Consider the following 25,181-nt stretch of genomic DNA (forward strand, 5'->3'; position numbering starts at 1 on the left):
TGTGCTCAGGCTTCCAGGCCCCCGAGAAACGCCCGACACCCCCATCCCCGACCCCTCGGCAGGCGGCCATGTCCCCCACCCCCACCCGGCCCTCGCGCGGCCCCGGCTGGCGCCTCCACGGCGACGGCCGCACCATCACCCCGGGCACCGTCGTCGCCCCGGACGAGCGGCTGAGCTGGCCGCGGACCGTGGGCATCGGCGTGCAGCACGTGATGGCCATGTTCGGTGCCACCGTGCTCGTGCCCGCCCTGACCGGCATGCCCGCGACGACGGCGCTGCTCTTCTCCGGCCTCGGCACCCTGCTCTTCCTGGTCATCACGGGCAACCGCCTGCCCTCGTACCTGGGCAGCTCGTTCGCGTTCATCGCACCGCTGACGGCCGCCGCCACGATCGGCGGCACGGGGGCCGCGCTCGGCGGCATCCTCGTGACGGGCCTGCTGCTCACGGTGATCGGCGTGATCGTGCACCGCGCCGGCACCGGCTGGATCCACGCGCTCATGCCGCCGGCGGTGATGGGCACGATCGTGGCCCTGATCGGCCTCAACCTCGCCGGCGCCACGACGACGGCCATGCAGGAGGTGCCGGTCACCACGTTCGGCACGGCCCTGGCGGTGGTGCTCACGGCCGTGACGTTCCGGGGGCTCCTGGGCCGCCTGTCCATCCTCGTGGGCATCGTGGTGGGCTACGTGCTGGCCCTCGCGCAGGGCCAGGTGGACTTCGCCGCCGTCGGGGAGGCCGCCTGGATCGGGCTGCCGCCCTTCCACGGCCCGGAGCTGCGCTGGGACCTGCTGCCCCTGTTCCTGCCCGTCGTGCTCGTGCTGGTCGCGGAGAACATCGGCCATGTCAGGACCGTCGGGCTGATGACCAAGCGCGACCTGGACCCGCTCACCGGCCGTGCCCTGATCGCGGACGGCCTGTCGACCATGCTCTCCGGCGCGGGCGGCGGCGTCGGCACCACCACGTATGCGGAGAACATCGGCGTGATGGCCAGCTCGCGCGTCTACTCGACGGCGGCGTACTGGGTGGCCGGCCTGACCGCGATCGCCCTCGCGTTCCTGCCGAAGTTCGGGGCCGCCGTCGCCACCATCCCGGCCGGGGTGGCCGGCGGCGCGGGCATCATCCTCTACGGGATGATCGGCATGATGGGCGTGCGCATCTGGGTGCAGAACCGCGTGGACTTCTCCAACACCGTGAACCTCATGACGGCGGGTGCGGGCCTGATCATCGCGATCGCCGACCCCCAGCTCGTGGTCGGCGGACTCGTGTTCGGCGGCATCACGCTCGGCACGGTCGCCGCCCTGGTGGTGTACCACCTCATGACGACGATCGCCCGCGCCCGCGGCACCGAGCCGGTGCCCGAGGACGAGGAGCAGTTCGAGGCCTCGGAGGCCGGCCGGCTCGGCTGACCCCGATCCCGCGCCACGCGCACTTTCGGTCGTGAGGTAGGGCCGATCCCACGACCGAAAGCGCTCAGAACCCCCCTTTCACGTTCGAAAACGCGGGGGGTCGGCTGCGCGGGGCCGGGCGGGGCTGGGGGGCGGGTCCCGTCAGCCGGCCGCGACCTCCTCGTCGGCGAGGGCGAGGACCTGGTCGAGCACGTCGAGGCCGAAGCGCAGGTCCTCGTCCGAGATGTTCAGCGGCGGGCACAGGTGGAACCGGTTCTCGGCCATGAACAGCAACAGCCCGCGGTCCTTGGCCTCGGCCATCATCCGCCCCATCACGGGCGCGACCTGACCGAGCGGGGCCAGCCGCTCCCGGGTCTGCCGGTCCTTCACCAGCTCGACGGCCCAGAACGCGCCGGCGCCGCGCACGTCGCCCACGCTCGGGTGGGCCGCGGCGATCTCGGCCAGGCGCGGCCCGATGACCTCCTCGCCGATGCGCTTCGCGTGGGCGACCATGCCCTCCTCCTCCATCGCGGTGATCGCGGCGACGGCGGCCGCGCACGCGAGGGGGTGGCCCGAGTAGGTCAGGCCGCCGGGGTAGGGCGTGGTCGCGAAGCTCTCGTAGACGTCGTCGCTCATGGCGACGCCGCCCAGCGGCACGTACCCGGAGTTGACCCCCTTGGCGAACGTGACGATGTCCGGGGTGACGCCCGTGAGCTGGTGGCCGAACCACTCGCCCACGCGGCCGAAGCCGACCATGACCTCGTCGATGATCAGCAGGATCCCGTGCTCGCGGCACAGCTCCTTGACGCCGGCCATGTAGCCGGGCGGCGGCAGGAAGATGCCCGCGGTGCCGGGGACGGCCTCGAGGATCACGGCGGCCACGGTGGAGGGGCCCTCGAGTTCGATCACGTCGCGCAGGTGGGCCAGCGCGCGCTCGGCCTCCTGCTCGTCGCTCTCCGAGCCGAACGCGGAGCGGTACGTGTACGCGGGCTGGAAGTGCACGACGCCGTCGGACGCCGAGTCCGAGCCCACGCGCCGCAGGGAGCCGGTCAGGTTCGCCGTCAGGCGCGTGGCGCCGTGGTACGAGAGGTACGCGGAGAGCACCTTGTGCCGGCCCGTGTGCAGGCGTGCCATCCGCACCGCGTGCTCGTTGGCCTCTGCGCCCGCGTTCGTGAAGAACACGTGGTTGATGGACTCCGGCAGCCGCTCCGTGATCAGCCGGGCCGCCTCGGACCGGGCGTCGTTGACGTGCTGCGGGGCCACGGTGGCCAGCGTCTCGGCCTGCTCGCGGATCGCGGCCACGATCTTCGGATGGCGGTGGCCGACGTTCGTGAAGACGAGCTGCCCGCTGAAGTCGACCATGGGCCGACCCTCGCCGTCCCACACCCACGACCCCTCGGCATCGAGGATGGTCATGGGATTCAGGTCGCGCTGCGCGCTCCACGAGTGGAACACGTGCGCGCGGTCGAGCTCGTGGGCGCGGCGGCCCCGCTCGATGGCCTCGTCGCTGATCCGGGGGTCCCGGCGGCCGACGTGCTGCTGATGCTCGGACATGCGCCCTCCTTGAGTGTGATGCGGGTCATTCCGAGCATAGGCGCGCCCGCCCTCAGCGCGAGCTGGCGCCCCGCCGCCCGCGCGCCACCCCCACGAACGCCTGCACGAGCTCCGAGTCGGCCGCCTTGAGCCAGGCCAGGGCGACGTCCCAGCCGGGGTGGCGGGCGTCGTCGTCGCCGTGGCCCGCGGGATCCGCCCCGTCGACGACGGCGGCGCCCGCCTCCGCCTCGGCCCGCGCCTGCTCGTCCGCGAGCGCGGACCGCGTGGCGGCGGCCTCGCGGTCGGCGCGGGACAGGCCCACGGTGTCGTCGAGGGTGGAGGCCAGCGGCAGCACGATCACGTCCTTGCGGCCGAACATGCGGGCCACGGACATCGGCAGCACGACGTGGCCGGCGCCGGACGCGGCGATCTCCAGGGCCATCCGCTCGCCCGCGCCGGGCAGCTCGGCGGCGTCCATCGGCTCCGGGCTGGGGGCCGGGGCGAAGCGGGCGGGATCCAGCTCCTCGTCCGGGTCGAGCTCGGCGGGCGGCACCGGGCCGTCCGCGTCCACGTCCCACGCGGCGAGCAGGTGGTCCCTGCCCACGCACACCACCGGCAGCTCGGAGTAGACGCCCACGAGGTGCACGTGCCGCGGGTCGACGCCGCCGGCGCGCAGGAACTCCTCGACGGGCACGTCGCGTCGGCGCCGCACGTAGCCCAGCTGCGGCAGGAAGTGGCGGGGCTGACCGGCGGCGTCGTGGGCGAGGTGGGCCAGCTGGGCCGCGTCGTCGTGGTTGACGAGCTGCACCGTGCGCTGGCGCGTGGTGAACCGCTCCACCCACGTGGACGGCGTGGCCCCGGGGATGGTGGCCAGGAAGAGGGTCTCGGGCGGGACGGGCAGGTCGGCCGGTGGCGCGGGCGCGGGACGACGCCGGCCCTCGCCCCCGGCGCGGCCCGCAGGCTTCACGCCCTTGGCCACGCCGCGCCCGCCGCCGGAGCGGGTGGACCGGGCGGGGCCGCCCCTGCTCGCGCGGGACTTCCCGCCCCGGCCGCCACGGGAGCCGCTCAGCGGACCTTCTCCTTCAGGAAGGAGACGGCGCGGTCCCAGGCGAGGGCCGCGGCCTCGGGCCGGTAGTTGCCCTGGGGGTTCTCGTCGTTGTGGAAGGCGTGCGGGGCGTCGTAGTAGAAGTACTCGACGTCGGCCCCGGACTCCTCACGGATCTGCTGCTCCTGCTCCCGCGCGTCCTCGACGGGGAAGGAGTCGTCCTGCTCGGCGTAGTGGCCCTGGACGGCGGCGGTGACGCCGGAGAAGTCGCCGGGCACGCCCTGGCCCACGCCGTAGAAGGGCACGGCGGCGGAGACCTTGTCGCCCTGCTGGGCCGCGAGGGCGAGCACGAAGCCGCCGCCCATGCAGAAGCCGATCGCGCCCACGGTCTGCGAGGTCACCTCGTCCCGGGCGAGCAGCCAGTCGACGGCGCCGGCCAGCTGGCGGGCCCCCTCCTCGGCGGGCAGGTTCTGCATCATCTCGCCGGCCTCGTCGCCGTCGTGGGCGATCCAGCCTCCGTAGAGGTCGGGGGCGAGCGCGACGAAGCCGAGGTCGGCGAGGCGGTCGCACACATCCTTGATGTGGTCCACCAGGCCCCACCACTCCTGGATCACGATCACGCCGGGGCCCTTCCCGGAGGCGGGCAGCGCGAGGTAGCCGTGGCCCGTCCGGTCGCCGTCCTGGCCGGCGTCCTTGGTGGGCAGGTCGAACGTGACGTTCTGGTGCGGGGTCTTCGAAGCCATCATGGGCCCCACCCTATGAGGAGACCGGGCCCCTCATCGAGGGACCCGGTCTCGACGCGCGAGGTCGACTCAGGCTCAGGCCTGGGCGTCGGCCTCGGACAGCACGAAGGCGGCGCCGATCTCGAGCTTCACCTTGTCCGAGACCAGGACGCCGCCGGCCTCGGTGGCGGCGTTCCAGGTCAGACCGAAGTCCTTGCGGGAGATCTCGCCGGTGGCCTCGAAGCCCACGCGGGTCGCGCCGAAGGGATCCTTGTCCTGGCCGCCGAACTCGGCCTCAAGCTCCACGGTCCGGGTGACGCCGTGCAGCGTCAGCTCCCCGACCAGGGTGAACTCCTCGGGCTCGCCGCGGACCTCGGTGGAGCGGAAGGTCATGGTGGGGAACTGCTCCACGTCGAAGAAATCGGCGGAGCGCAGGTGGCCGTCGCGGCCCTCGTTCTTGGTGCTGATGGAGGCGACGTCGACGGTCACGTCCACGGAGGACTGGGCGAACTGCTCGGCGATGACGAGCTGGCCCTCCACGGCGTGGAAGGTGCCGCGCACCTTGGAGATGCCCGCGTGGCGGACGACGAAGTCGACGTCCGAGTGGGCGGCGTCGAGATTCCAGGTTCCGGTGGTGATGGCGTTCATGGGGTGCTCCTTCTGAAGCGGGTCTGTCTGGTGTGTCCGGGGTGGGCCGCCGCGGCGGCGATGGCTCCTGGGCCTCCGAACTTGTTTCAAATTCAAACATCATCCGGGCAGGCCGTCCACGCTTGATCGTCAAAATTCGAAATAGAGACGGAGGTCACGGTCCGGGGGCACATCAGGCCGCGTCCGCCCACGACGACGGCCCGGAACCTCCGGGGTTCCGGGCCGTCGGCCCGCGGTCGGGCAGCGGGGCCGCGCTCGGGCGGCCGGACGGGGTCAGGCGGCGGGGCCGCCCCCCGTCACGGGTAGAGGCCGCGGGTGCGGTGGGCCTCGGCCACGCGCTGGACAGCGGTCAGGGTGGCGGCCTCGCGCAGGCTCACGCGGCGGCTCTCGGAGGTGGCCAGCACCGCCTTCCATGCGGCGACCATGCGCCGCTTCAGGCGCTCGTCCACCTCCTCGCGGCTCCACCAGTAGGCCTGGTTCGCCTGGACCCACTCGAAGTAGGAGACGATCACGCCGCCGGCGTTGGCCAGGATGTCCGGGACGACCAGGACGCCCTTCTCCTCGAGGATGCGGTCGGCCTCGCCCGTGGTGGGGCCGTTGGCGCCCTCCACGACCAGCCGGGCGCGCACGCGCGGGGCGTTCTCCTCGGTCAGCACGGACTGCACGGCGGCCGGGACCACGAGGTCCACGTCCATCTCGAGCAGCTCGTCCGCGTCCATGGGCGCGGTGCCGGGGGTGTCCTTCACGGAGCCGGTGTCCCAGAGCTGCCTCTGCAGGGCGTCGTAGTGCAGGCCCTCGTCGTCGCGCACGGCGCCGTACTGGTCCGACACGGCCACGACCTTCACTCCGGCCGCCTCGAGCAGCTCGACCGTGCCGGCGCCGACCTTGCCGAAGCCCTGGACCGCGGCCGTCGCCCGCGACGGCTCGATGCCGAGGTGCTCGAGCGCGGCGAGCGCCACGTAGACCACGCCCGCCGAGGTGGCGGAGGCGCGGCCCAGCGAGCCGCCGAGCGAGACGGGCTTGCCGGTGACCACGCCGAGCGTGGTGTGGCCGACGTTCACCGAGTAGGTGTCCATCATCCAGGCCATGGTCTGCTCGTCCGTGCCCACGTCCGGGGCGGGGATGTCCACCTCGGGGCCGATGATCGGCTGGATCTCGGAGGTGTAGCGACGGGTGACGCGCTCGAGCTCGGCCTTCGAGTACTGGCGCGGGTCGATGGTCACCCCGCCCTTGGCGCCGCCGTAGGGCACGTCCAGCAGGGCGCACTTCCAGGTCATCCACATGGCCAGTGCGCGGACCTCGTCCAGGTCCACGTCCAGGCTGAAGCGCACGCCGCCCTTGGCCGGGCCGCGGGAGAAGTTGTGCTGCACGCGGTAGCCGCGGAGCACCTCGGTGGAGCCGTCGTCGCGGCGCAGGGGGATGGAGACGGCCATCTCGCGGCGGGGGGCGGCGAGCATCTGGTGCAGGCCCTCGTCGTAGCCGAGCGTCTTCACGGCGGCGGAGAGCTGGGCCAGGGCGTTGTCGAGCGGGGAGGACGGGGCCGTCACGGCCTCGTCCTCGGCGGGGATCCTCGTCATTGAGCGTCCTCGTGGTCCGGTGGGCAGGGATGTGTCGCGGCCCGACCGACGCGCGGAGGGCCGCGCCCCATTGCGCGGCCGACGTCGTCCGGACCCCGATGAACGCTACGCGCTCCCCCCGCACCCGTCACCCCTCCTGAGCCGAGATCCACGCCCACCCGGGTGACGTCGGACACGGCGGCGTGTACTGTGCTGTGGACGCGCCGCACACCCGCGGCGCCCTTCGGCGTCGAACCGACGCTGCTCGCTCAGGGCCCACCTGGTCCGTCCCCCGGCCGTCCGCCGCGCGAGGCACCCCGCCCGCGACCTCGGCCCGACGCCCCAGCCCCGTGAAGGAGCCCCTCATGACCGTGACCCTGCCCGCCGCGATCACCCCCTCCCCCGCGTTCCAGCCCGTGCCCGGCCAGCGCATCGACCCGGAGCTCGCCCGCTCCTGGCTGCTGGTCAACGCCGCCCAGCCCGAACGGTTCCAGCCCGCCGAGGACTCGGCCGCGGACATCGTCATCCTCGACATCGAGGACGCCGTGGCCCCCAAGGACAAGGACCAGGCCCGCGCGGACGCCGTCTCCTGGCTGACCTCCGGGCACACCGGCTGGGTGCGGCTCAACGGCTTCGGCTCGCGGTGGTGGGAGGAGGACGTCGAGGCGCTCGCCGCGGCCCTGCCCGCGCACCTGGGCGGGCCGGTCGCCGAGGGCGGCCTGGCCGGCGTCGTGCTGGCGATGGTGGAGTCCACGGACCACGTGAACGAGACCGCCCGACGGCTGCCCGGGGTGCCCGTCGTGGCGCTCGTGGAGACGGCGCGCGGGCTGCAGCGGATCGACTCGATCGCCGCCGCGAAGGGCACGTTCCGGCTGGCCTTCGGGATCGGCGACTTCCGCCGCGACACCGGCCTGGGCGAGTCGCCGCTGGCGCTGGCGTACACGCGGTCCCAGTTCACGATCGCGGCGCGGGCCACGGGGCTGCCGGGCGCGATCGACGGGCCGACCGTGGGCTCCACCGGCGTGAAGCTCGCCGAGGCGACGGCGGTGACCGCGGAGTTCGGCATGACCGGCAAGCTGTGCCTCGCGCCGGAGCAGTGCGCGGCCGTGAACGAGGGCCTCAGCCCGTCCCAGGAGGAGCTGGCGTGGGCCCACGAGTTCCTCGCGGACTTCGAGGCCGACGGCGGCGAGATCCGCAACGGCTCCGACCTGCCCCGCAAGGCGCGTGCGGAGAAGATCCTCGGGCTGGCCACCGCGTTCGGGGTGCACTCCACGCGGTACCCGGACCAGGACAACGCGATCACGGCGCCGTCGGACACGTACCACTACTGAGCGGGCCGCCGCCCACCAGAAACGCGGGTTGAGTTGTCACGGGTGCGGAGGCCGCACACCGGTGACAACTCAACCCGCGTTGCCTCGGGGGACGTGGATCCCTCCTCCGCTCACACGTCCTGGCGCGTCCGGCGCACGACGGCGGCCCGCACCGAGAACGCCAGCACGATCGCCAGGATCCCGTAGATCACCCACGTGATGGGGGTGGAGACCAGCACGGCCGGGTCGCCCACCGAGCTGAGCAGGGCGTCGCGCAGGCTGGTCTCCGCGAGCGGGCCGAGCACCATGCCGATCATCAGCGGCGCCAGCGGGTAGCCGTACCGCCGCATCAGGAAGCCCAGCACGCCGATCCCCAGGAGCATCAGCAGGTCGAACACCGCGCCCGTGGTGGCGTAGATGCCCAGCCCGCAGAACAGCGTGATCCCCGCGTAGAGGTAGTGCTTCGGGATGAGCAGGAGCTTGGCCCACAGCTGCGCGAACGGCAGGTTGATCGCCAGCAGCACGATCATCGCGATGAAGAAGCTCGCCAGCAGCGCCCACACGAGGTCCGGGCTGCGGTCGAACAGCAGGGGGCCGGGCTGCAGCCCGTACTGGCGGAACGCCGCCAGCATGATGGCCGCCGTCGCGGAGACGGGCAGGCCGAGCGTGAGTAGCGCGCCCATCGCCATGCCGGTGGTCGAGTTGCCCGCGGCCTCCGGGGCCGCCAGCCCGCGGATCGCGCCGCGGCCGAACTGCGGATGCGCCCGGCGCCGGTCCAGGCGCCGCTCGGCCGAGTACGCCAGGAACGTCGGCACCTCGGAGCCGCCCACCGGCACGATGCCGAATGGCAGGCCGATCGCCGTGCCGCGCAGCCACGCCGGGGCGGCCTCGCGGAACTCGGCGCCCGACAGCCACGGCCGGCCGGTGCGGCGGATGCGCAGGTCCTCGTGCTCGCGGCGCACCCGGGAGGCCACGTGGAACACCTCGCCGAGCGCGAGGATCGCCACCGTGACGGTCACGAGCGGAATGCCGTCGAACAGCTGCGGGGAGCCCATCGTGAAGCGCTCGGTGCCGGTCACCGCATCGATCCCGACGACGGCGATGCCCAGTCCCAGCACCAGGGAGGCCAGGCCGCGCAGCACCGAGTCCGCGACCACCGAGGAGGTGGCCACGAACGCGAAGAGCGCGAGCGCGAAGTACTCCGCGGGCCCGAAGCTCGTGGAGAACTCCGCCAGGACGGGGGCGAGGAACACGACGCACACCGAGGCCACCATGCCGCCGATGAAGGCGCCGAGGGCCGCCGTCGCCAGGGCCTGGGCCGCCCGGCCGTCCTGGGCCATGCGGTGGCCCTCGAACGTGGAGGCGATGGCCGAGGCCTGGCCGGGGGTGTTCATGAGGATGGCCATCGTGGAGTCGCCGAAGAGGCCGCCGAAGTACACGCCGGAGAACATGATGAACGCGGCGGTGGGCTCGAGGGCGAAGGTCATGGGCAGCAGCAGGGCCACGGCCATCGAGGAGCCGAGTCCGGGCATCACGCCGACCGCGGTGCCGAGCAGACAGCCCAGCACCACCCAGATCAGGTTCATGGGGGTGAGGGCTCCGGCGAAGCCCTCCATGAGGAGTCCGAGGGTCTCCATGTCAGAAGCCACCTCCCAGGATGCCCGAGGGCAGGGTCAGGCCCAGGGCCACCGCGAAGCCGAGGTAGGCCAGCGAGGAGACGAACAGGGCGACGAGGATGTCGAACACGGGGTGCGGGGCGCCGAACGCCCGCGTGATGCACCAGAACAGCAGCGCCCCGGCGAGGATCCACCCCAGCCAGGGCAGCAGGACGGCGAACGCGAGGAAGCCGAGGAAGCACCAGGCCAGCGCGCCGAAGTCCGAGTGGAACAGGGTCAGCGGACCGGCCGCCTGGCCGACCTCGCCGTCCGCGTCGGCCTGACCCTCGGGGGACTGGCGCACGCGCACGACCTCCACCGCGAGCGCGGCGGCGATCACGAGGCCCGCGACCGCGAGGATCAGCGGGAAGAAGTCCGGGCCGGGGAAGTCGGCGCCCTCGGTGTCCATGGCCAGGGATCCCAGCAGCAGGTAGAGGCTGAACGCGGCCAGCACGGCCGGCATGACGAGTCCGGAGAGCCCGGCGGCGCGCCCCCAGCGGGAGGGGGCGTCGGCGGCGGGGGGGACGGTGGATGCGTGGCTCACTTGATCTCCTCCGTCAGCGTGCCGATGCGCTCCTTCTCGGCGGCGATGAACTCCTCGAGTTCGGTGCCGGAGAGGGGCACCGGATTCCAGTAGTTGCGCTGCACCGCTTCCTTCCACTCGGGGGTGTCGACCGCCTCGGCGATGAGGGCCTCGAGCTCCGTGCGCTCCTCCGCGGAGACGCCCGGCGGCACGAACAGGGCGCGCCAGTTGGTGAGCGTGACGTCGTAGCCCTGGGAGCGCAGGGTCGGGATCTCCTCGACGCCGGCCAGCGGCTCGGCCGCCACCACGCCGAGGGCGCGCAGTCGGCCGGCCTGGACCTGCGGGTAGATGTCCGCGAAGCCGCCGGCGGAGGCCTGGGCGGTGCCGTTGAGCAGGGCCTGGATGGCCTCGCCGCCGCCGTCGGACGGGATGTAGGTGGTGTCCGCGACCGGCACGTCGGCCGTGCGGGCGATGTCCGCCATGACGAGCTGGTCGAAGGAGCCGCCGCCGGTCCACGCCACGTGGGCGGGGTCGGCGCGCCAGGCGGTCACCAGGTCGTCCATGCTCTGGTACGGCGAGTCCGCCGGGACCACCACGAGGCTGTACTCCTCGACGACGCGGCTGACCGCGGTGACCTGGGAGAGCTCGGGGCCGGTGCCACGGGCCGCGTGGGCGGCGATCTGGCCGGTGCCGCCCACCATGAGGTTGTTCGCGTCCTCGAGCGTGGTCAGCTGACCGAGGGCGATGGTGCCGCCGGCGCCGGGGATGTTGACCACCTGGACGTTGTTCACGAGCCCGTTGACGCGCATGGTCTGCTGCAGCTCGCGCTGGAACGAGTCCCAGCCGCCGCCGGCGGCCGCGGGAGCGATGAGGGTCAGGTTGGTGCGGATGTCGTTGCCTCCCGAGGCCGAGCGGATGGAGAAGGCGGAGGCCGCGAGCACGGTGAGCACCGCGATCACGCTGAAGACGATCCGGCCGATCCCCGTGCGTCGGCGCGGGGGGCCGTCGGGGGAGGTGGAGGACATGGCGGTTCCTAACAGAGACACCCCGCCGCCAGGGAGTGGCGCCGGGGACAGGTGCGAGTGGTGGAGGTCACCGTAACAGCGCGACGAGGCTGCGTGCGCTCCGCGTCCGCAGAGTCGCCGACGACAATCGGCCCGGGTGGTGACGGGGGCCGCGTCCATGACGCACAGTGGTCCCCATGACGATCATCAGCACCGGAACCAGCACCCCCGAGAGCGCCGCGGCCTGGCGGGCCGCCCTGGCCGAGGCGGCCCTGCGCGGAGAGGACGTGGTCTGGTTCTCCCTCGACGGGACCGAGCCGGACGAGGCGGAGGCGCGCGAGGCCGGCGTCGTCGCGTCCGTGGCGCACGCCCAGGAGCGCGGCCGGGACGCCGTCGGCGACCTGCTCGAGCACGCCGAGCGCGTGGGCGCGAGCCGGATCGTCGTGGGCGTGAAGCACCGCTCCCCCGTGGGCAAGCTGCTGCTGGGATCGGCCGCGCAGCAGATCATCCTCGAGGCGCGCGTCCCGGTGGTGTGCGTCAAGCCGTGAGGGCCGGCGTCGGGCGCGCGGCCCCGCACCCGGCCCACCCCGCGGCGTTTGGGGGCGGTTTCGGGCGGTATTCGGCGTGGATACCGCCCGAAACCGCCCCCAACGGGTGAGTGGGACCAGCCCGGGAACGCCGAAGGCCCCGGAACCACACGGTTCCGGGGCCTTCGTCCTCGGTGCGCGAGGGGGGACTTGAACCCCCACGTCCTTGCGAACACTGGCACCTGAAGCCAGCGCGTCTACCAATTCCGCCACTCGCGCGAGTGGCTCCCCGCTCTCAGCCCCGGACATCCGGCGACCGTCACAGGCAGCGAGGAATACTCTAACCCCCGCCCGCCCGGGCATGCAAATCGGCCCCGACGCCCACCCCCGCGTCCCCGCCACGCCCGCGGCCCACCCCCTCCAGCACCTCTCCCACCCGCGCTCCACCCCGCAGAATCCCGCTGTTCTCGGCGGTCTCCCAGCCCGGCCCGTAGTATCGGGACGGACAACTGTGGAAAGGAGCCCCGTCGTGGGACTTCTGGACAACCTCGAACGCGGCCTGGAGCGGGCCGTGCGCTCGGCCTTCTCGGCCGGCGGTCCGCGGGCGGTCAAGCCGGTGGAGATCGCCTCGGCCCTGCGACAGGCGATGGACGACGAGTCTCTCGCCCTGTCGGAGGGCCACACGGTCGCGCCCAACAGCTACGTGGTCCACTTCTCCCCCGCCGACTTCGAACGCGCCCGCTCGTGGGGGTCCACCCTCGCCAGCGAGCTGTGCGATGAGGTCATCCGCCACGCCGACTCCCAGGGCTATGCGCTGCCCGGCACGGTCCGGGTCGCCTTCCACCCGGACGCGGACGTGCGCGCCGGGGACCTGCGCGTGGTCACCCGCCTGGACGACGGCTCGCTCACCGCCCCGGCCCCCCACGACGACGGCGCCTCGCCCGCCACCGCCCACGGCCCGGGAGCCTCCGCCGCGGCGCCGGACCGACTGGTCGAGGACCTGCCGGCGGCCGCGCCCCGCAAGCCCTCCCCCGCCCCGCGCGTCGGGCCCCGTCCGGCGCCCCGCCGGGCCGCCGCCTCGACCGCGCCCGCCGCCCCCGCCCACGCCGACCAGCCGACCGTCGTGATGGGCCGCCCCGTGACCGGGCCCGCCGGCCCGGCCCTCGAGCTGGACGGCCGCATGCTCCCCCTGGACGGGGACGACCTCATCCTCGGCCGCTCGGCCGAGCGTGCCGACCTCGTGATCCCGGACTCCTCGGTGTCCCGCGAACACCTGCGCCTGCTCACCGTCGGCTCCACGGTCACGCTCCTGGACCTGGGCAGTCGCAACGGCGTGCTCGTCAACGGCCGCCGCGTGGACGGCTCCGTCACCCTGCGCGACGGGGACGTGGTGACCGTCGGCCAGACCGAGCTGCTGTTCTTCGGCGGGACGGGGGGCCGCGCATGAGCGAGCTCGCCGTCGCCGTGCTCCGCATGGGCCTGCTGCTGGCCCTGTGGGTGCTGATCATCTCCATCGTCATGGCGCAGGGCCGCGACCTCGTGGTCGGCCGACGCAACAAGACACGCCTCCAGCAGGCCCAGCGCGACGCCGGCCTGGTCACCGCGGTGCCCGCGGCCGGGGCCGCCGGGGCGGGCTCGTCCGCGGTCGACCGCCCCGCGCCCGCGTCGACGCCGGCCCCCGCCGCGTCCGCGCCGACGACGCCGGCCCCGCGGCTGTCCCGGACCCTGCGGGTGGTCGAGGGCCCGAAGGCCGGGCAGACCATCGCCCTGGAGGGCCGTCCCCTGCTGATGGGCCGCGCCCAGGACGCCGACCTGGTGCTCGTGGACGACTACGCCTCCGGCCGCCACGCCCGGCTGTTCCCGCAGGGCACCCGCTGGTTCCTCGAGGACCTCGGCTCCACGAACGGCACCTACGTGAACGGCGCCCCCGTCACCCGCGCGCTGCCCGTGGGCCCCGGCACGGCCATCCGCATCGGCAAGACCGTCATGGAGCTCGAGGCCTGACCCATGACCCTCGTCCTCCGCTACGCCGCCCGCTCCGACGTCGGCCGCGTCCGTGCCAAGAACGACGACTCCGCCTACGTGGGCCGTCATCTGGCCGTGCTCGCGGACGGCATGGGCGGGCACGTGGGCGGCGACGTGGCAAGCGCGTCCACGGTGCTGGACCTGGCCCCGCTGGATGCGGTGGGCTACGAGGACCCGGCCACGGTGCTGCCGGACGAGATCCAGAACGCCAACCTGATCCTCAACGAGCTGGTGCACGCCAACCCCAAGCTCGCCGGCATGGGCACCACGTGCACCGCCGGCCTGCTCGCGGGGACCACGCTGCACATCGCGCACATCGGCGACTCCCGTGCCTACCGGCTCGCGGACGGCGAGTTCTCCCAGGTCACCACGGACCACACGTTCGTGCAGAAGCTCGTGGACGAGGGGCGCCTCGAGGCCGGGGAGGCCCCGTTCCACCCGAACAAGAACGTGCTCATGCGCGTGCTCGGCGACGTGGACGCCTCCCCCGAGCTGGACGTGTTCGAGGTGCCCGTCGCCCCCGGAGAACGGTGGCTGTTCTGCTCGGACGGCCTCACGGACGTGGTCCCCCCCGAGAAGATCCACGAGGTGCTGCGGGACTCGGAGGCTCTCAACCAGGCCGTCGACACCCTCGTGGACCTCACCCTCAAGGGCGGCGCCCCGGACAACGTCACCGTGGTGGCGTTCGAGATCGCGGAGGGCACGGCGGAGGAGCTGGCCCCCGTCCCGGACGTCCACCTGTCCGAGCAGGCCCTCGCCGCCGCCCACCCGCCCGAGGTCGGCCCGGTCTCCGGCCTGCTGCTGCGCGAGGACCTGGACGCACGGCCTCACCTGCTCGTCGGCGCGGCCTCCAACGCCGTGAAGACCGATCGCATCCCCGTGGTCACCCGCAGCTCCACGCGCCGCCGTGCCGCCGCCCTGCTCGGCGAGACGCCCGTGCCGGAGAACCGTCCCCGGCGCACCGCGGCCGTCCTCACGGACGGGCCGGATCCCGCCGCCGCCCCGCGCCCGGACGCCTCCGTCCCGCCCGCCGCGCAGAGCGGCACCGCTGCCGCCGCCGGCTCCTCCTCCGCCGCCACACCGGCCGCCACCGCTGCCGACCACCCGTCCGACGAGGCCGCCGAGCCGATGACCACGGCCCCCACCCCGGCCCCGGCGACCGCCGGGCCCGCCGGCGGCCCCGAGGACGGGGCCGCGCGTCGGCGGCGTGGAAAGGACGACCGCCCGGTGCAGTACCGCCGCGGCTGGTTCATCCCCGTGTTCACCACGCTGCTCGCCCTCACCCTCGCGGCCGTGGCCGTGTGGGGCTACCTGTGGACCCAGACGCAGTACTACGTGGGGGCCAACGACGGCCGGATCGCCGTGTTCAAGGGCGTCTCCCAGCGGCTGGGCCCGCTCGAGCTGTCCCACGTGGACCGCCAGACCGACCTCCCGGTGGACGCGCTGCCCGCGTACGCACGCGACCGCGTGAACGCCGGCATGCCCGCCCGGGACGTGGACCACGCGGAGCAGATCGTCGCCGAGCTGCGCGACTCGCTGCACCCGAACGCCCCCGCCCCCGCCGGTGAGCCCTCCGAGCGGGCCCGGCCGAGCACGACGCCGTCGTCGTCCTCCGCCCGCCCCTCGGACGCGTCCGGCTCCACCGCGCCGACGAGCCCGGCGTCGTCCCCGAGCGCGACGGGAGGTGAGGCCCCGTGACCGAGGTGATCTCCCCCGCACGCCCGCGCCGGAACATCGAACTGGTCCTGCTGCTGGCCGCCCTGGCCATCGCCCTGGGGGCGGACCTGCTGGGCATGATCGGCACGGACGCCCCGCTGGACTCCACCGCCTGGGTGCCGCTGGGCGTCTTCGGCGCCGCCACCCTCGTGCTGCACGTGGTCCTGCGGCTGCGGGCCCCCTACGCGGACCCGTTCATGCTGCCGATCACCGCCCTGCTCAACGGGCTGGGCCTGGCCATGATCCACCGGCTGAGCCAGGACGCCGCGATGGCCAACCCCACCTCGCAGCTCGTGTGGTCCGTCCTGGCCGTCCTGGTGGCCTCCGCCCTGGTGTTCCTGGTGCGCGACCACCGGGTGCTGCGGCGCTGGCCCTACCTGTTCCTCGCCGCGTCCGGCGTGCTGCTGCTCCTGCCGCTCGTGCCCGGGCTGGGCCTGAGCATGTACGGGGCGCGGATCTGGATCGACGTCGGATTCGGCACCTTCCAGCCCGGCGAGATCGCCAAGATCACGCTGGCCATCTTCTTCGCCGGCTACCTCTCCGCGAACCGCGACCTGATCCTGCTGGCCGGCCGCCGTGTGGGCCCGGTGACCTTCCCCCGAGCCCGGGACCTCGGCCCGTTGCTGGCCGGCTGGCTCCTGGCGCTCGGCGTGCTCGTGTTCCAGCGCGACCTGGGCTCGGCCCTGCTGTTCTTCGGCATGTTCATGGCGATGCTCTACATCGCCACGTCCCGCGCCTCCTGGATCCTCCTCGGCCTGGGCCTGATCGCCTTCGGCGCGGCGCTGGCGTTCCTGTTCATGCCGCACGTGACCGCCAGGTTCGAGATCTGGCTGAGGGCCTTCGACCCCGAGATCTACCATCGCGACTTCGGCGGCTCCTACCAGGTGGTCCAGGGCCTGTTCGCGATGGCCTCAGGCGGGCTGATGGGCACCGGCCTGGGCGCGGGCAACCCCACCCAGGTGCCGCTGTCCTTCTCGGACATGATCCTCACGGCCATCGGCGAGGAGCTCGGCTTCGTGGGCCTGGCCGCCGTGCTCGTCCTGTACCTCCTGCTCGTCACCCGCATGATGCGCGCCGCCCTCGGCGTGCGCGACGCGTTCGGCAAGGTGCTCGCCTCCGGCCTGGCCTTCACCATGGCGTGGCAGGTGTTCGTGGTGATGGGCGGCGTGACCCTCGTGCTGCCGCTCACCGGCCTCACGACGCCGTTCCTCGCCGCCGGCGGCTCGTCGCTGCTGGCCAACTGGATCATCGTGGGGCTCGTGCTGCGCATCTCGAACGCCGCCCGCCGTCCCGTGGTCGTGGACGGGATGGTCAACGCGTCCGGGCCCGGCGCCGGCCACCTCGACCCCGGCACGGCGCTCCCGGCGGCGGCCGTGCCCCCGGGAGGAGGTGAGGAGCGGTGAACGAGGCGATCCGACGCACGTGGACCGTCATGGCGGCCATGATCCTGGTGCTCGCGCTGGCCGCGTCCGTCATCCAGGTGCTGGCCGCGGACCAGCTCAAGACGCACGCCCTGAACTCGCGGCAGATGTTCCTGGAGTTCGGCGCCCCGCGCGGGCCGATCCTCGTGGACGGCGAGCCGATCGCCGAGTCCGTCCCCTCCGACGACGCGTACCACTACCAGCGCGTCTACCACGAGCCCGAGCTGTACGCCCCGCTCACAGGCTTCTATTCGCTCACCTACGGCACCGACGGGCTGGAGGCGGCCATGAACGAGCAGCTCTCCGGCACCCCCACGTCCCAGTTCGTGGACCGCGCCATGGAGATCATCACGGGTGCCACGCCTGAGGGCGACCAGGTGGAGCTGACGATCGACCCCGAGCTGCAGCGCCTGGCGTACGACGCGCTCCCGGACGGCGTGCGCGCCTCCGCCGTGGTCACGGACCCGACGACAGGCGAGATCCTGGCCATGGTGTCGAAGCCGAGCTTCGACTCCAACGCGCTCTCCTCGCACAGCCCGGCCGAGGCGCAGGCGGCCATGGCCGCGATCGACCAGATCCCCGGTGCCAGCGCGTACCGCAACCGCGCCGCGGAGCAGCTCGTGTCCCCCGGCTCCACGTTCAAGCTGATCGACGCGGTGGCCATGCTCGAGTCCGGTGACTACACCCCGGACGGGACGGTGGACATCCCCGCCGCGTGGACGCTGCCCGGCACGACCACGGAGCTGCCCAATTACGACGGCTCACCGTGCAACACCGTGGGGCGTCAGACCCTCACGTGGGCGCTGGCGCAGTCCTGCAACACGCCGTTCGCCATGGCCGCCGTCGAGCTGGGCCAGGACCGGATCCGGGAGGTCGCCGAGCGGTTCGGCTTCAACGACTCCTTCGACTACCCGCTGCCCGTGACCGGCTCCGTGTTCCCCTCCGACCTGGACGACGCCGCGCTGGCGCAGTCCTCGATCGGCCAGCGGGACGTGCAGGCCACCGCGCTGCAGATGGCCATGGTGGCCGCCGGCATCGCGAACGACGGCGTGGTCATGGAGCCGCAGCTGATCAAGGCGGTCCGCCGTTCGGACCTCACCACGGTGCAGGAGTTCAGCCCCCGTGAGCGCGGCCGGGCCACGACCCCCGAGGTGGCCGGGCAGGTCTCGGACATGATGGTCTCGGCGGTGGAGGACGGCATCCTGGGATCCGTGCAGTCGGACACGGTGCGGATCGCGGCGAAGTCGGGCACGGCCGAGGTCGGGGACACGGGCAACGTGCACTCCTGGATCACCGGCTTCGACGCGAGCGAGAACCCCCGGGCGGCCGTGACGATCGTGGTGGAGGACGAGCCGCCGGGGGTTGGACATCAGACAGTCGTCAGTGGCATGAAGGCAATCATGGAAGCGGTGGTCACGGAATGAGGCCGACATCGGGCATCACCCTCGGCGGCAGGTACCAGTTGACCGATCGCATCGCGATCGGCGGCATGGGCGAGGTGTGGAAGGCGCGGGACAAGGTCCTGGGCCGGATCACCGCCGTGAAGATCCTCAAGGAGGAGTACACAGGTGACCCCAACTTCCTGCGCCGCTTCCGGGCGGAGGCCCAGCACACGGCGCTGCTGAACCACCCCGGCGTCGCCAACGTCTACGACTACGGCGAGGAGAAGGGCTCCGCCTACCTCGTCATGGAGCTCGTGCCGGGCCAGCCGCTGTCCTCCATCCTCGAGAAGGAGAAGGTGCTCTCCCCCGAGCGGACCCTGCGGATCATCGCGCAGACGGCGGCCGCGCTCTCGGCGGCCCACGCCCAGGGGCTCGTGCACCGCGACGTCAAGCCCGGCAACCTCATGATCACGCCCACCGGCCGGGTGAAGGTGACGGACTTCGGCATCGCGCGCCTGGCGGACCAGGTCCCGCTCACGGCCACCGGCCAGGTGATGGGCACCGCCCAGTACCTCGCGCCCGAGCAGGCCACGGGGCAGCAGGCCACCGGCTCCTCCGACCTCTACTCGCTGGGCATCATCGGCTACGAGGCCCTCGCCGGGCATCGCCCGTTCACGGGCGAGTCCCAGATCGCGATCGCCCTCGCCCAGGTCAACGACACCCCGCCGCCCCTGCCGGACACCGTCCCGGCCCCGGTGCGCGCCCTGATCATGTGCATGCTCTCGAAGGACCCCAAGGAGCGGCCCTCGGACGCGACCGCGCTCTCGGAGGCCGCCGACGCGCTGCGTCGCAAGGACACCCGCGGCGCGGTGGAGGCCGTGCCCGGCCTGGCCGCCTTCCTCGAGGAGCAGGGCGTGGCCGACCCCTCGGGCGCCGAGACCGCCCCCCTGGACTACGACGGCATGCGCACCACCCATCCCCGCGCCGAGGGCACCCGGACAGACGGCTCCCCCGCCACCGCGGCGCTGCCGGTGACCGCGGCCCAGCCCCGCACCGACGACGACGCCCGCGGCCCCGGCGCCGCCGGTGCGGCGGCCGTGGGCGCGGCCGGTGCGGCCGGCGCCGCCGCGAGCGCGAGCACGCGCGACCACGAGATCGCCGCCGTGCGCGACCAGCAGACCCGCCCGGGCGACGTCGTGGACCCGGGCCCGCCCGCCGGGGGTGGCTCCGCGCCCGCCCGCCGGCGACGCGCCAACCCCTGGCCGCTGTGGGCGCTGCTCGGTCTCGTGGTGTTCGCCCTGTTGGGGGCGCTGCTGTGGCCGCTGCTCACGGGTGGCCGCGGCGACGGCGGCTCGGCGCCGGCGACCTCGCAGGAGGAGTCGTCCGTGAACGTGGACCCGGAGGCGTACAAGGGTCGCCCCGTGAGCGAGGTGCGCGCCGAGCTCGAGGGCCTCGGCCTGGCGGTGCGCGAGGAGGACCGCGACGCGCAGAGCCCGGAGGGCACCGTCGAGGAGATCAACCCCGTGGGGGCGCTGCAGCGCGGTGAGACCGTCACGCTGGCCGTCTCCACCGGGGAGGGCGTCATCCCGGAGGGTCTCGTGGGCCAGCCCGTGGACAGCGCGATCCAGACGCTGCGCGACCGCGGCTTCACCGTGGACCGGGTGGACGACCCGTCCGCCGACGGCGCCGACGGCGAGGTGGTGCGCGTGGTGCCCGGCGAGGGCGAGCGTCACCGCTACGACACGCACGTGCAGCTGATCGTGGCCACCGGCGGGTCCGACGCCGCGCCGACCCGCGAGGCCTCCCAGCCCGCCTCGGAGCCGGAGCCCAGCGCGTCGGAGGAGCCGAGCACCGAGCCGAGCAGCGAGCCGAGCCCGTCGGCCTCGGACGAGCCCCGCCCGTCCCCCACCGCCGAATCCCCGAGGGCCACCGCCGACCCGGAGCCCATGCCGGAGCCGTCCGAGGAGCCGACGACGCCCACGGGGGATCCGACGACGGAGTCCTCCGGGGAGTCCACGGCACCGACGGGCGAGCCCACCACCGACCCGTCCGCTGACGCGCGTGGTGCGGAGGCCTCGTCCGCCGACGCGCGTGGCGCGGAGGCCTCGTCCGCCGACGCCACGCCCTCCGCCTGAGCGGCGGGCGGGACGAGCACGCGGACGTGTCTGTGGACGAGCAGAGGACCCTGAACGGGCGGTACCGGATCGGTGAGCTGATCGGGCGCGGGGGCATGGCGGACGTCTTCCGCGGCGAGGACCTGCGGCTGCACCGCCCGGTGGCGGTCAAGCTGATGCGCCGGGACCTGGCGCGCGACCCGCACTTCCAGGCGCGCTTCCGCAAGGAGGCACGCTCGGCGGCCTCCCTGAACCACCCCTCGATCGTCTCCGTGTACGACACGGGCGAGGTCTCCCTCGAGGACGGCCTCCATCCGGTGGACTGCCCGTTCCTGGTGATGGAGCTCGTCTCCGGCCGGACGCTGCGGGAGATCCTGCACGCCGAGGGCGCCGTGGGCACGGACCGTGCCGTGGCCTGGACCCGGGGCGTGCTGGAAGCGCTCGAGCACGCGCACGAGGAGGGCATCGTCCACCGCGATGTGAAGCCCGCGAACGTCATGGTCACGGAGACGGGCGCCGTGAAGGTCATGGACTTCGGGATCGCCCATGCGCTGGCCGACACCTCCGCCACCACGTCGCAGACCCAGGCCGTGGTGGGCACGGCCCTCTACCTGGCCCCGGAGCAGGCGACGGGCCGCACCGTGGACGGCCGCGCCGACCTCTACGCGGCCGGCTGCCTGCTGTTCGAGCTGCTCACGGGCCGACCCCCCTTCACGGGTGACACGCCGCTGGCCGTGGCCTATCAACACGTGCGCGAGGAGCCGCCGGCGCCCTCCGACGTCGACCCCGACCTGCCGCCCGCGTTCGACCCCGTGGTGCTGCGCGCCCTGCGCAAGGATCCGGAGGACCGGTTCCCCACGGGCACCGCGTTCCTCGCGGCCCTCGAGGAGGCCGCGGCGGATCCGCACGCCGGCCCCGGCCGTCACACCCCGCCGCTCGATGCCTTCCCTCCCGCCCTCGTCGGCGCGGGCGGCGCGGTGCTGGGCGCCGCGGCCGCGGAGCACGGGGCCGACGTGCCGATGGCCGCGGTCCCGCTGACCCGGCCGACGCCCTCCGTCCCGGCCGAGCCGGACGCCGCACAGCCCCAGGCGGCGAACCATGCCGTGGCGGGTGCGGGACTGCCCGGCGCCGCCTCCGCCGCGCAGCTTGCCGCCGCCGCCGCCATGGACGGCCCCCGCCCGGTGACGGTCGGCCAGCCGGTGATGCCCGGTGCGGCCGCGACGCCCCGGCCCGAACCGCAAGGGGACACGCCGGCGCCGGCGACGGCCACACCCCGTCGCGTCCGACGCCGCGTCCGCCGGCGCACGCTCCTGGCGGCCGGCATGGTCCTGGTCGCGCTGGCCCTGGTCCTGGCGCCGTGGCTCGCGGCGGCCCTGCGCAACACCGTGGAGGTGCCCGCGGTGGTGGGGCTGCAGCAGGACGAGGCGGTCGCGGCGCTCGAGGACGCGGGCCTGGTGGCCGTCGTCTCGTCGGCGTACATGGCCGACGCCCCGGACGGGGCCGTCACCCAGAGCGACCCGCAGACGGGCACGGAGGTGCCCCGCGGGGCCGAGGTGCGGATCCGGGTGTCCCGCGGCGAGGAGGGCATCGCGCTGTCCGACTCCCTGCACGGGCTGTCCGAGGACGCGGCCCGCCGCGAGCTGGAACGGCTGGGCCTGCGCGTCTCCTCCGTGCAGTACCAGGACGACGGCCGACTCGAGCGCGGGCTGCTCGCCCGCACCGACCCCGCGATGGGCACCCACGTGCCGCCCGGCTCCTCCGTGGTGCTGCACCTGTCCAGCGGCATGGTCGCCGTGCCGGACGTGGTGGGGATGAGCGCTCCGGACGCGCGGCGTCAGCTGGCGCTGAGCGCCCCCGAGCTGCGCGTGCGGATCCAGGACGAGGACGGCGCGACCACCGACACCGGCACGGTCGTGGCCCAGGATCCGCCCGCCGGCGTCCGCATGGACAACCGCTCCTCTCTGACCCTGACGGCGTCCTCGTGGATCGCGCCCACGGCCGAGCCCTCCGAGCCGGCGCCGCCGTCCAGCGAGGCGCCCGAGCCCACGCCGTCGGCGTCCGCGTCACCGAGCCCCCCGCCGTCGGAGAGCCCCGAGCCCTCCGAGAGCGCGGAGCCGTCGCCCTCGCCGTCCGCCTCGGCCACGCCCACCCCCGAGCCGACGGCGACCGCGACGCCGTCGCCGACGCAGAGCCCGTCGTCGACGTCGGCGGCCCCGTCGACCTCGCCGGAGCCGGCCGAGCAGTCGCCGAGCACCTCGCCCACCGGGACGCCGGTGGACCCGCTGCCGACGCTGACGCCGGACCCCGAGCCCTCGATCGATCCGCCGCCGTCCACCTGAGCGGACGGGGCGCCGTCGGACCCGCGAACCGGGCCCCGGGACCGGTCAGTCCTGGCGGACGAGGGGCGAGAGCCGGCCGCCGCGCTCGGCGGCCCCGGAGAGCCCCACGGACTCGAGCCAGTTGCCGAGCATCCGGTAGCCGCCCTCGGTGAGGACGGACTCGGGGTGGAACTGCACGCCCCACAGGGGCGCGGTGCGGTGGGCCAGACCCATCACGACGCCGTCCTCGGTCTCTGCGGTGATCTCCAGGACCGCCTCGTCCACGGTGGGCCGCACGGCGGCCAGCGAGTGGTAGCGGGTGGCGGTGAACGGCGAGGGGACGCCCTCGAACATGGGGTGCTCGCCGTGGCGGACCAGGGACGTCTTGCCGTGCATGAGGGACTCCGCGTGCGTCACGGTCGCGCCGAACGCCTCCGCGATGGCCTGGTGCCCCAGGCACACCCCGAAGAGCGGGCGGCCGCCGTCGGCGGCGGAGCGGATGAGGTCGAGGGAGACACCGGCGTCGGCGGGTGCGCCCGGCCCGGGCGAGATGAGCACGGCCGTGTGCTCGGCCGCGAGCTCGAGGGCGCGGGCGGGGGTGACCTCGTCGTTGCGGATCACGGTGGTGCGGGCCCCGAGCTGCTCGAGGTAGCCCACCAGGGTGTAGACGAAGCTGTCGTAGTTGTCGACGACGAGGACGGAGACCTCGGGGCTCTGCACGGGGGCGCTCTTTCCTCCCCGCCGCGTGGGAGCGGGGTGCATAGACTGGCCGGGCACGTCGCTGACCCCGGTCCTGGGCAGGTCAGCAGGATACCGTCCCCGCCCCGGTCTCCGCCGGTGGGGGCGCCCATCACCCCCCCACCCGAGGAGAAGACCCGTGGCAGCACCCGCCGGCAAGCGCAAGGACTCGGCCCGTCGGAAGCGCGAGGAGCTCGAGGCCGCGCGCCGCAGCCGCTCCGCCGTGCGGACGGACCTCGGGGACGTGGACCCGGGTCCGAAGCCCCTCTCCCCCGGGTACAAGGTCGTGATGTTCGGCCTGCTGATCCTCGGCCTGCTCTGGATCATCGTCTACTACCTGACCCAGGGCCTCTTCCCGATCGTGCAGATCGGCGGCTGGAACATCCTCGTGGGCTTCGGCATCGCGCTCGTCGGGTTCCTGATGATGTCCCGCTGGAGCGAATGACACGCGTGTAGTTCTCCACAGCGGTGGACAACCCTGTGGATGGCCGATCCGCACGATCCCGCCCGGAGACGAGTTGTCCCCGGAGTTGTCCACAGGTGTGGACACCCCTGTGGGAAGAAGTGCACACCCGGCTGTGGAGAACTCCGGGGACGGTCGGGGACGACGGTCTAGCCGAGCAGGCCGGCCACCGTGACCCGTGCGGCGCCGAGCACCGTGAGCGCCGCCAGCGCCGCCGCCACGACCACGAGGCCGGCTGCCTGGGCGCCCACGGACGGCACGCGCGCGCGGCCGGGCCGCAGCCCGCCGGCCAGGGAGAACACGACGGCGACGACGGCGCCCGTCAGCAGCCCGCCCACGTGCACCTGCCAGGCCACCCCGGGCAACAGGAACGAGAACACGAGGTTCAGGCCGATCAGCACGGCGATCGAGCGCACCTGGCCGCCCCGCACCCGGGTGAGCAGGAACAGGGCCGCGAACATGCCGTACACGGCGCCGGACGCCCCGACGACGGGCTGCAGCGGGTCCGAGACCCACAGCGCGAACACCGCGCCGCCCACGGCGGAGAGCACGTAGAGAGCGAGGAACCGCCACCAGCCCAGCGCGGGCTCGAGCACGCGCCCGATCACCCACAGCGCGAGCATGTTCAGCAGCAGGTGCGTGGGACCGGAGACGTCGTGCACGAGCGCGTAGGAGGCCATCCGCCACGGCTCCATGCCGTACGGGGACGTGTAGAGCCCGGCGTACCAGAGCGCCTCGGTCACGCCGGACGCCTGATCCCGGGTCATCCACTGCGCCGCGTAGACCACCGTCGTGACCGCCAGCAGGATCCAGGTGACGGGCGAGGCGGTGAAGCCCGTCCGCCGTCGGGCTGGGACCGTCGCGGCGGCGCCGGGCGGGGCCGCCGTCGGAGCAGGGCCGGCCACGACGCCGGACGCACAGTCCACGCAGACCGGTCCGGCCGTGGAGCCGGGACGCTGGCAGTCGAGGCACGCGGGGCGCCGGCAGACGGCGCAGCGCACATACGCCGCACGGCCCGGATGCCGCGGGCACACCGGGGGTGTGCCGTCCGCGGAGTCCGGGCCGTGCGGGTCAGAGGGGGTGGTGCTCACCGAGG

Annotated in this window: 21 protein-coding genes and 1 tRNA gene; 11 read left to right on the forward strand and 11 right to left on the reverse strand. The window is 73.8% G+C overall.

All coding sequences use genetic code 11. The features are described from left to right. The first annotated feature begins 68 nt into the window (after positions 1 to 68). On the forward strand, positions 69 to 1,406 hold the full coding sequence (locus ABIB16_RS09190) for a uracil-xanthine permease family protein (RefSeq protein WP_061867206.1): 1,338 nt from the start codon (positions 69 to 71) through the stop codon (positions 1,404 to 1,406). Positions 1,407 to 1,547: 141 nt separating this feature from the next. Here the strand turns inward: ABIB16_RS09190 and ABIB16_RS09195 are convergent, their stop codons facing one another. The 5 genes from ABIB16_RS09195 to ABIB16_RS09215 all read right to left on the reverse strand — a co-directional run bounded on the left by ABIB16_RS09195 (position 1,548) and on the right by ABIB16_RS09215 (position 6,910). After that, positions 1,548 to 2,939: an aspartate aminotransferase family protein gene (locus ABIB16_RS09195; protein ID WP_061867205.1), complete on the reverse strand. Its 1,392-nt coding sequence runs from the start codon at positions 2,937 to 2,939 to the stop codon at positions 1,548 to 1,550. A 52-nt stretch (positions 2,940 to 2,991) separates the two neighbouring features. After that, positions 2,992 to 3,897 carry a hypothetical protein gene (locus ABIB16_RS09200; RefSeq protein ID WP_061867204.1) on the reverse strand — a complete coding sequence of 302 codons (906 nt, stop codon included), beginning with the start codon at positions 3,895 to 3,897 and terminating at the stop codon, positions 2,992 to 2,994. Between the two features lie 86 nt (positions 3,898 to 3,983). Continuing rightward, on the reverse strand, positions 3,984 to 4,709 hold the full coding sequence (locus ABIB16_RS09205; RefSeq protein WP_061867203.1) for a dienelactone hydrolase family protein: 726 nt from the start codon (positions 4,707 to 4,709) through the stop codon (positions 3,984 to 3,986). 72 nt (positions 4,710 to 4,781) lie between these two features. Next, the gene (locus ABIB16_RS09210) at positions 4,782 to 5,333 is read right to left on the reverse strand and encodes a YceI family protein (protein WP_044659846.1); all 552 of its coding nucleotides are present in this window, start codon (positions 5,331 to 5,333) and stop codon (positions 4,782 to 4,784) included. Positions 5,334 to 5,629: 296 nt separating this feature from the next. After that, a complete protein-coding gene (locus ABIB16_RS09215) occupies positions 5,630 to 6,910 on the reverse strand; it encodes a Glu/Leu/Phe/Val family dehydrogenase (protein WP_044659845.1) in 1,281 nt (426 codons plus the stop codon). Positions 6,911 to 7,254: 344 nt separating this feature from the next. On the opposite strand from ABIB16_RS09215, the gene ABIB16_RS09220 reads away from it, so the two are divergent. After that, a complete protein-coding gene (locus ABIB16_RS09220) occupies positions 7,255 to 8,220 on the forward strand; it encodes an HpcH/HpaI aldolase/citrate lyase family protein (protein WP_354436220.1) in 966 nt (321 codons plus the stop codon). Positions 8,221 to 8,330: 110 nt separating this feature from the next. Here the strand turns inward: ABIB16_RS09220 and tctA are convergent, their stop codons facing one another. Genes tctA through ABIB16_RS09235 form a run of 3 tightly spaced genes read right to left on the reverse strand, consistent with a single transcriptional unit; the run spans position 8,331 to position 11,402 of the window. Beyond that, positions 8,331 to 9,836, reverse strand: coding sequence for a tripartite tricarboxylate transporter permease TctA (gene tctA, locus ABIB16_RS09225; RefSeq protein WP_354436221.1), 1,506 nt, complete (start codon positions 9,834 to 9,836; stop codon positions 8,331 to 8,333). Position 9,837: 1 nt separating this feature from the next. Then, on the reverse strand, positions 9,838 to 10,398 hold the full coding sequence (locus ABIB16_RS09230; RefSeq protein WP_354436222.1) for a tripartite tricarboxylate transporter TctB family protein: 561 nt from the start codon (positions 10,396 to 10,398) through the stop codon (positions 9,838 to 9,840). Beyond that, positions 10,395 to 11,402 (reverse strand): tripartite tricarboxylate transporter substrate binding protein, encoded by a 1,008-nt coding sequence (locus ABIB16_RS09235; protein WP_354436223.1) that lies wholly within the window; start codon positions 11,400 to 11,402, stop codon positions 10,395 to 10,397. Before ABIB16_RS09235 ends, ABIB16_RS09230 begins: the two co-directional genes overlap by 4 nt. A 176-nt stretch (positions 11,403 to 11,578) precedes the next feature. Here ABIB16_RS09235 and ABIB16_RS09240 point away from each other — a divergent pair, with 176 nt between their 5' ends. Beyond that, a complete protein-coding gene (locus ABIB16_RS09240; RefSeq protein WP_041103511.1) occupies positions 11,579 to 11,929 on the forward strand; it encodes a universal stress protein in 351 nt (116 codons plus the stop codon). 174 nt (positions 11,930 to 12,103) lie between these two features. Here ABIB16_RS09240 and ABIB16_RS09245 read toward each other — a convergent pair. Next, positions 12,104 to 12,187: transfer RNA gene (locus ABIB16_RS09245), tRNA-Leu, on the reverse strand. A 250-nt stretch (positions 12,188 to 12,437) separates the two neighbouring features. Here ABIB16_RS09245 and ABIB16_RS09250 point away from each other — a divergent pair. Genes ABIB16_RS09250 through ABIB16_RS09280 form a run of 7 tightly spaced genes read left to right on the forward strand, consistent with a single transcriptional unit; the run spans position 12,438 to position 22,905 of the window. Continuing rightward, positions 12,438 to 13,355 (forward strand): FHA domain-containing protein, encoded by a 918-nt coding sequence (locus ABIB16_RS09250; protein ID WP_354436224.1) that lies wholly within the window; start codon positions 12,438 to 12,440, stop codon positions 13,353 to 13,355. Next, positions 13,352 to 13,912 (forward strand): FHA domain-containing protein FhaB/FipA, encoded by a 561-nt coding sequence (locus tag ABIB16_RS09255; protein WP_044659734.1) that lies wholly within the window; start codon positions 13,352 to 13,354, stop codon positions 13,910 to 13,912. The genes ABIB16_RS09250 and ABIB16_RS09255 overlap by 4 nt, the downstream gene beginning before the upstream one ends. A gap of 3 nt (positions 13,913 to 13,915) precedes the next feature. Then, the gene (locus ABIB16_RS09260) at positions 13,916 to 15,631 is read left to right on the forward strand and encodes a PP2C family protein-serine/threonine phosphatase (protein ID WP_049146851.1); all 1,716 of its coding nucleotides are present in this window, start codon (positions 13,916 to 13,918) and stop codon (positions 15,629 to 15,631) included. Next, complete coding sequence (locus ABIB16_RS09265) at positions 15,628 to 17,052, forward strand: FtsW/RodA/SpoVE family cell cycle protein (protein ID WP_036314455.1); 1,425 nt, start codon at positions 15,628 to 15,630, stop codon at positions 17,050 to 17,052. Before ABIB16_RS09260 ends, ABIB16_RS09265 begins: the two co-directional genes overlap by 4 nt. Beyond that, on the forward strand, positions 17,049 to 18,494 hold the full coding sequence (locus tag ABIB16_RS09270; RefSeq protein ID WP_036384638.1) for a peptidoglycan D,D-transpeptidase FtsI family protein: 1,446 nt from the start codon (positions 17,049 to 17,051) through the stop codon (positions 18,492 to 18,494). The genes ABIB16_RS09265 and ABIB16_RS09270 overlap by 4 nt, the downstream gene beginning before the upstream one ends. Beyond that, the gene (locus ABIB16_RS09275) at positions 18,491 to 20,587 is read left to right on the forward strand and encodes a protein kinase domain-containing protein (RefSeq protein WP_144825548.1); all 2,097 of its coding nucleotides are present in this window, start codon (positions 18,491 to 18,493) and stop codon (positions 20,585 to 20,587) included. Before ABIB16_RS09270 ends, ABIB16_RS09275 begins: the two co-directional genes overlap by 4 nt. Positions 20,588 to 20,619: 32 nt before the next feature. Further along, the gene (locus tag ABIB16_RS09280) at positions 20,620 to 22,905 is read left to right on the forward strand and encodes a protein kinase domain-containing protein (RefSeq protein ID WP_101967593.1); all 2,286 of its coding nucleotides are present in this window, start codon (positions 20,620 to 20,622) and stop codon (positions 22,903 to 22,905) included. A 45-nt stretch (positions 22,906 to 22,950) separates the two neighbouring features. Here ABIB16_RS09280 and ABIB16_RS09285 read toward each other — a convergent pair whose 3' ends face one another. Continuing rightward, positions 22,951 to 23,604 carry an anthranilate synthase component II gene (locus ABIB16_RS09285; protein WP_002858195.1) on the reverse strand — a complete coding sequence of 218 codons (654 nt, stop codon included), beginning with the start codon at positions 23,602 to 23,604 and terminating at the stop codon, positions 22,951 to 22,953. Positions 23,605 to 23,761: 157 nt separating this feature from the next. Here ABIB16_RS09285 and ABIB16_RS09290 point away from each other — a divergent pair, with 157 nt between their 5' ends. Further along, the gene (locus ABIB16_RS09290; protein WP_060973757.1) at positions 23,762 to 24,067 is read left to right on the forward strand and encodes a cell division protein CrgA; all 306 of its coding nucleotides are present in this window, start codon (positions 23,762 to 23,764) and stop codon (positions 24,065 to 24,067) included. 167 nt (positions 24,068 to 24,234) lie between these two features. On the opposite strand, the gene ABIB16_RS09295 is transcribed toward ABIB16_RS09290, so the two are convergent. Further along, entirely contained in the window at positions 24,235 to 25,176 is a 942-nt protein-coding gene (locus ABIB16_RS09295) for a rhomboid family intramembrane serine protease (RefSeq protein WP_354436225.1), read from the reverse strand. Positions 25,177 to 25,181: the final 5 nt, after the last annotated feature.

The sequence above is a fragment of the Micrococcus sp. UYEF5 genome (assembly GCF_040546065.1).
GTDB lineage: Bacteria > Actinomycetota > Actinomycetes > Actinomycetales > Micrococcaceae > Micrococcus > Micrococcus luteus.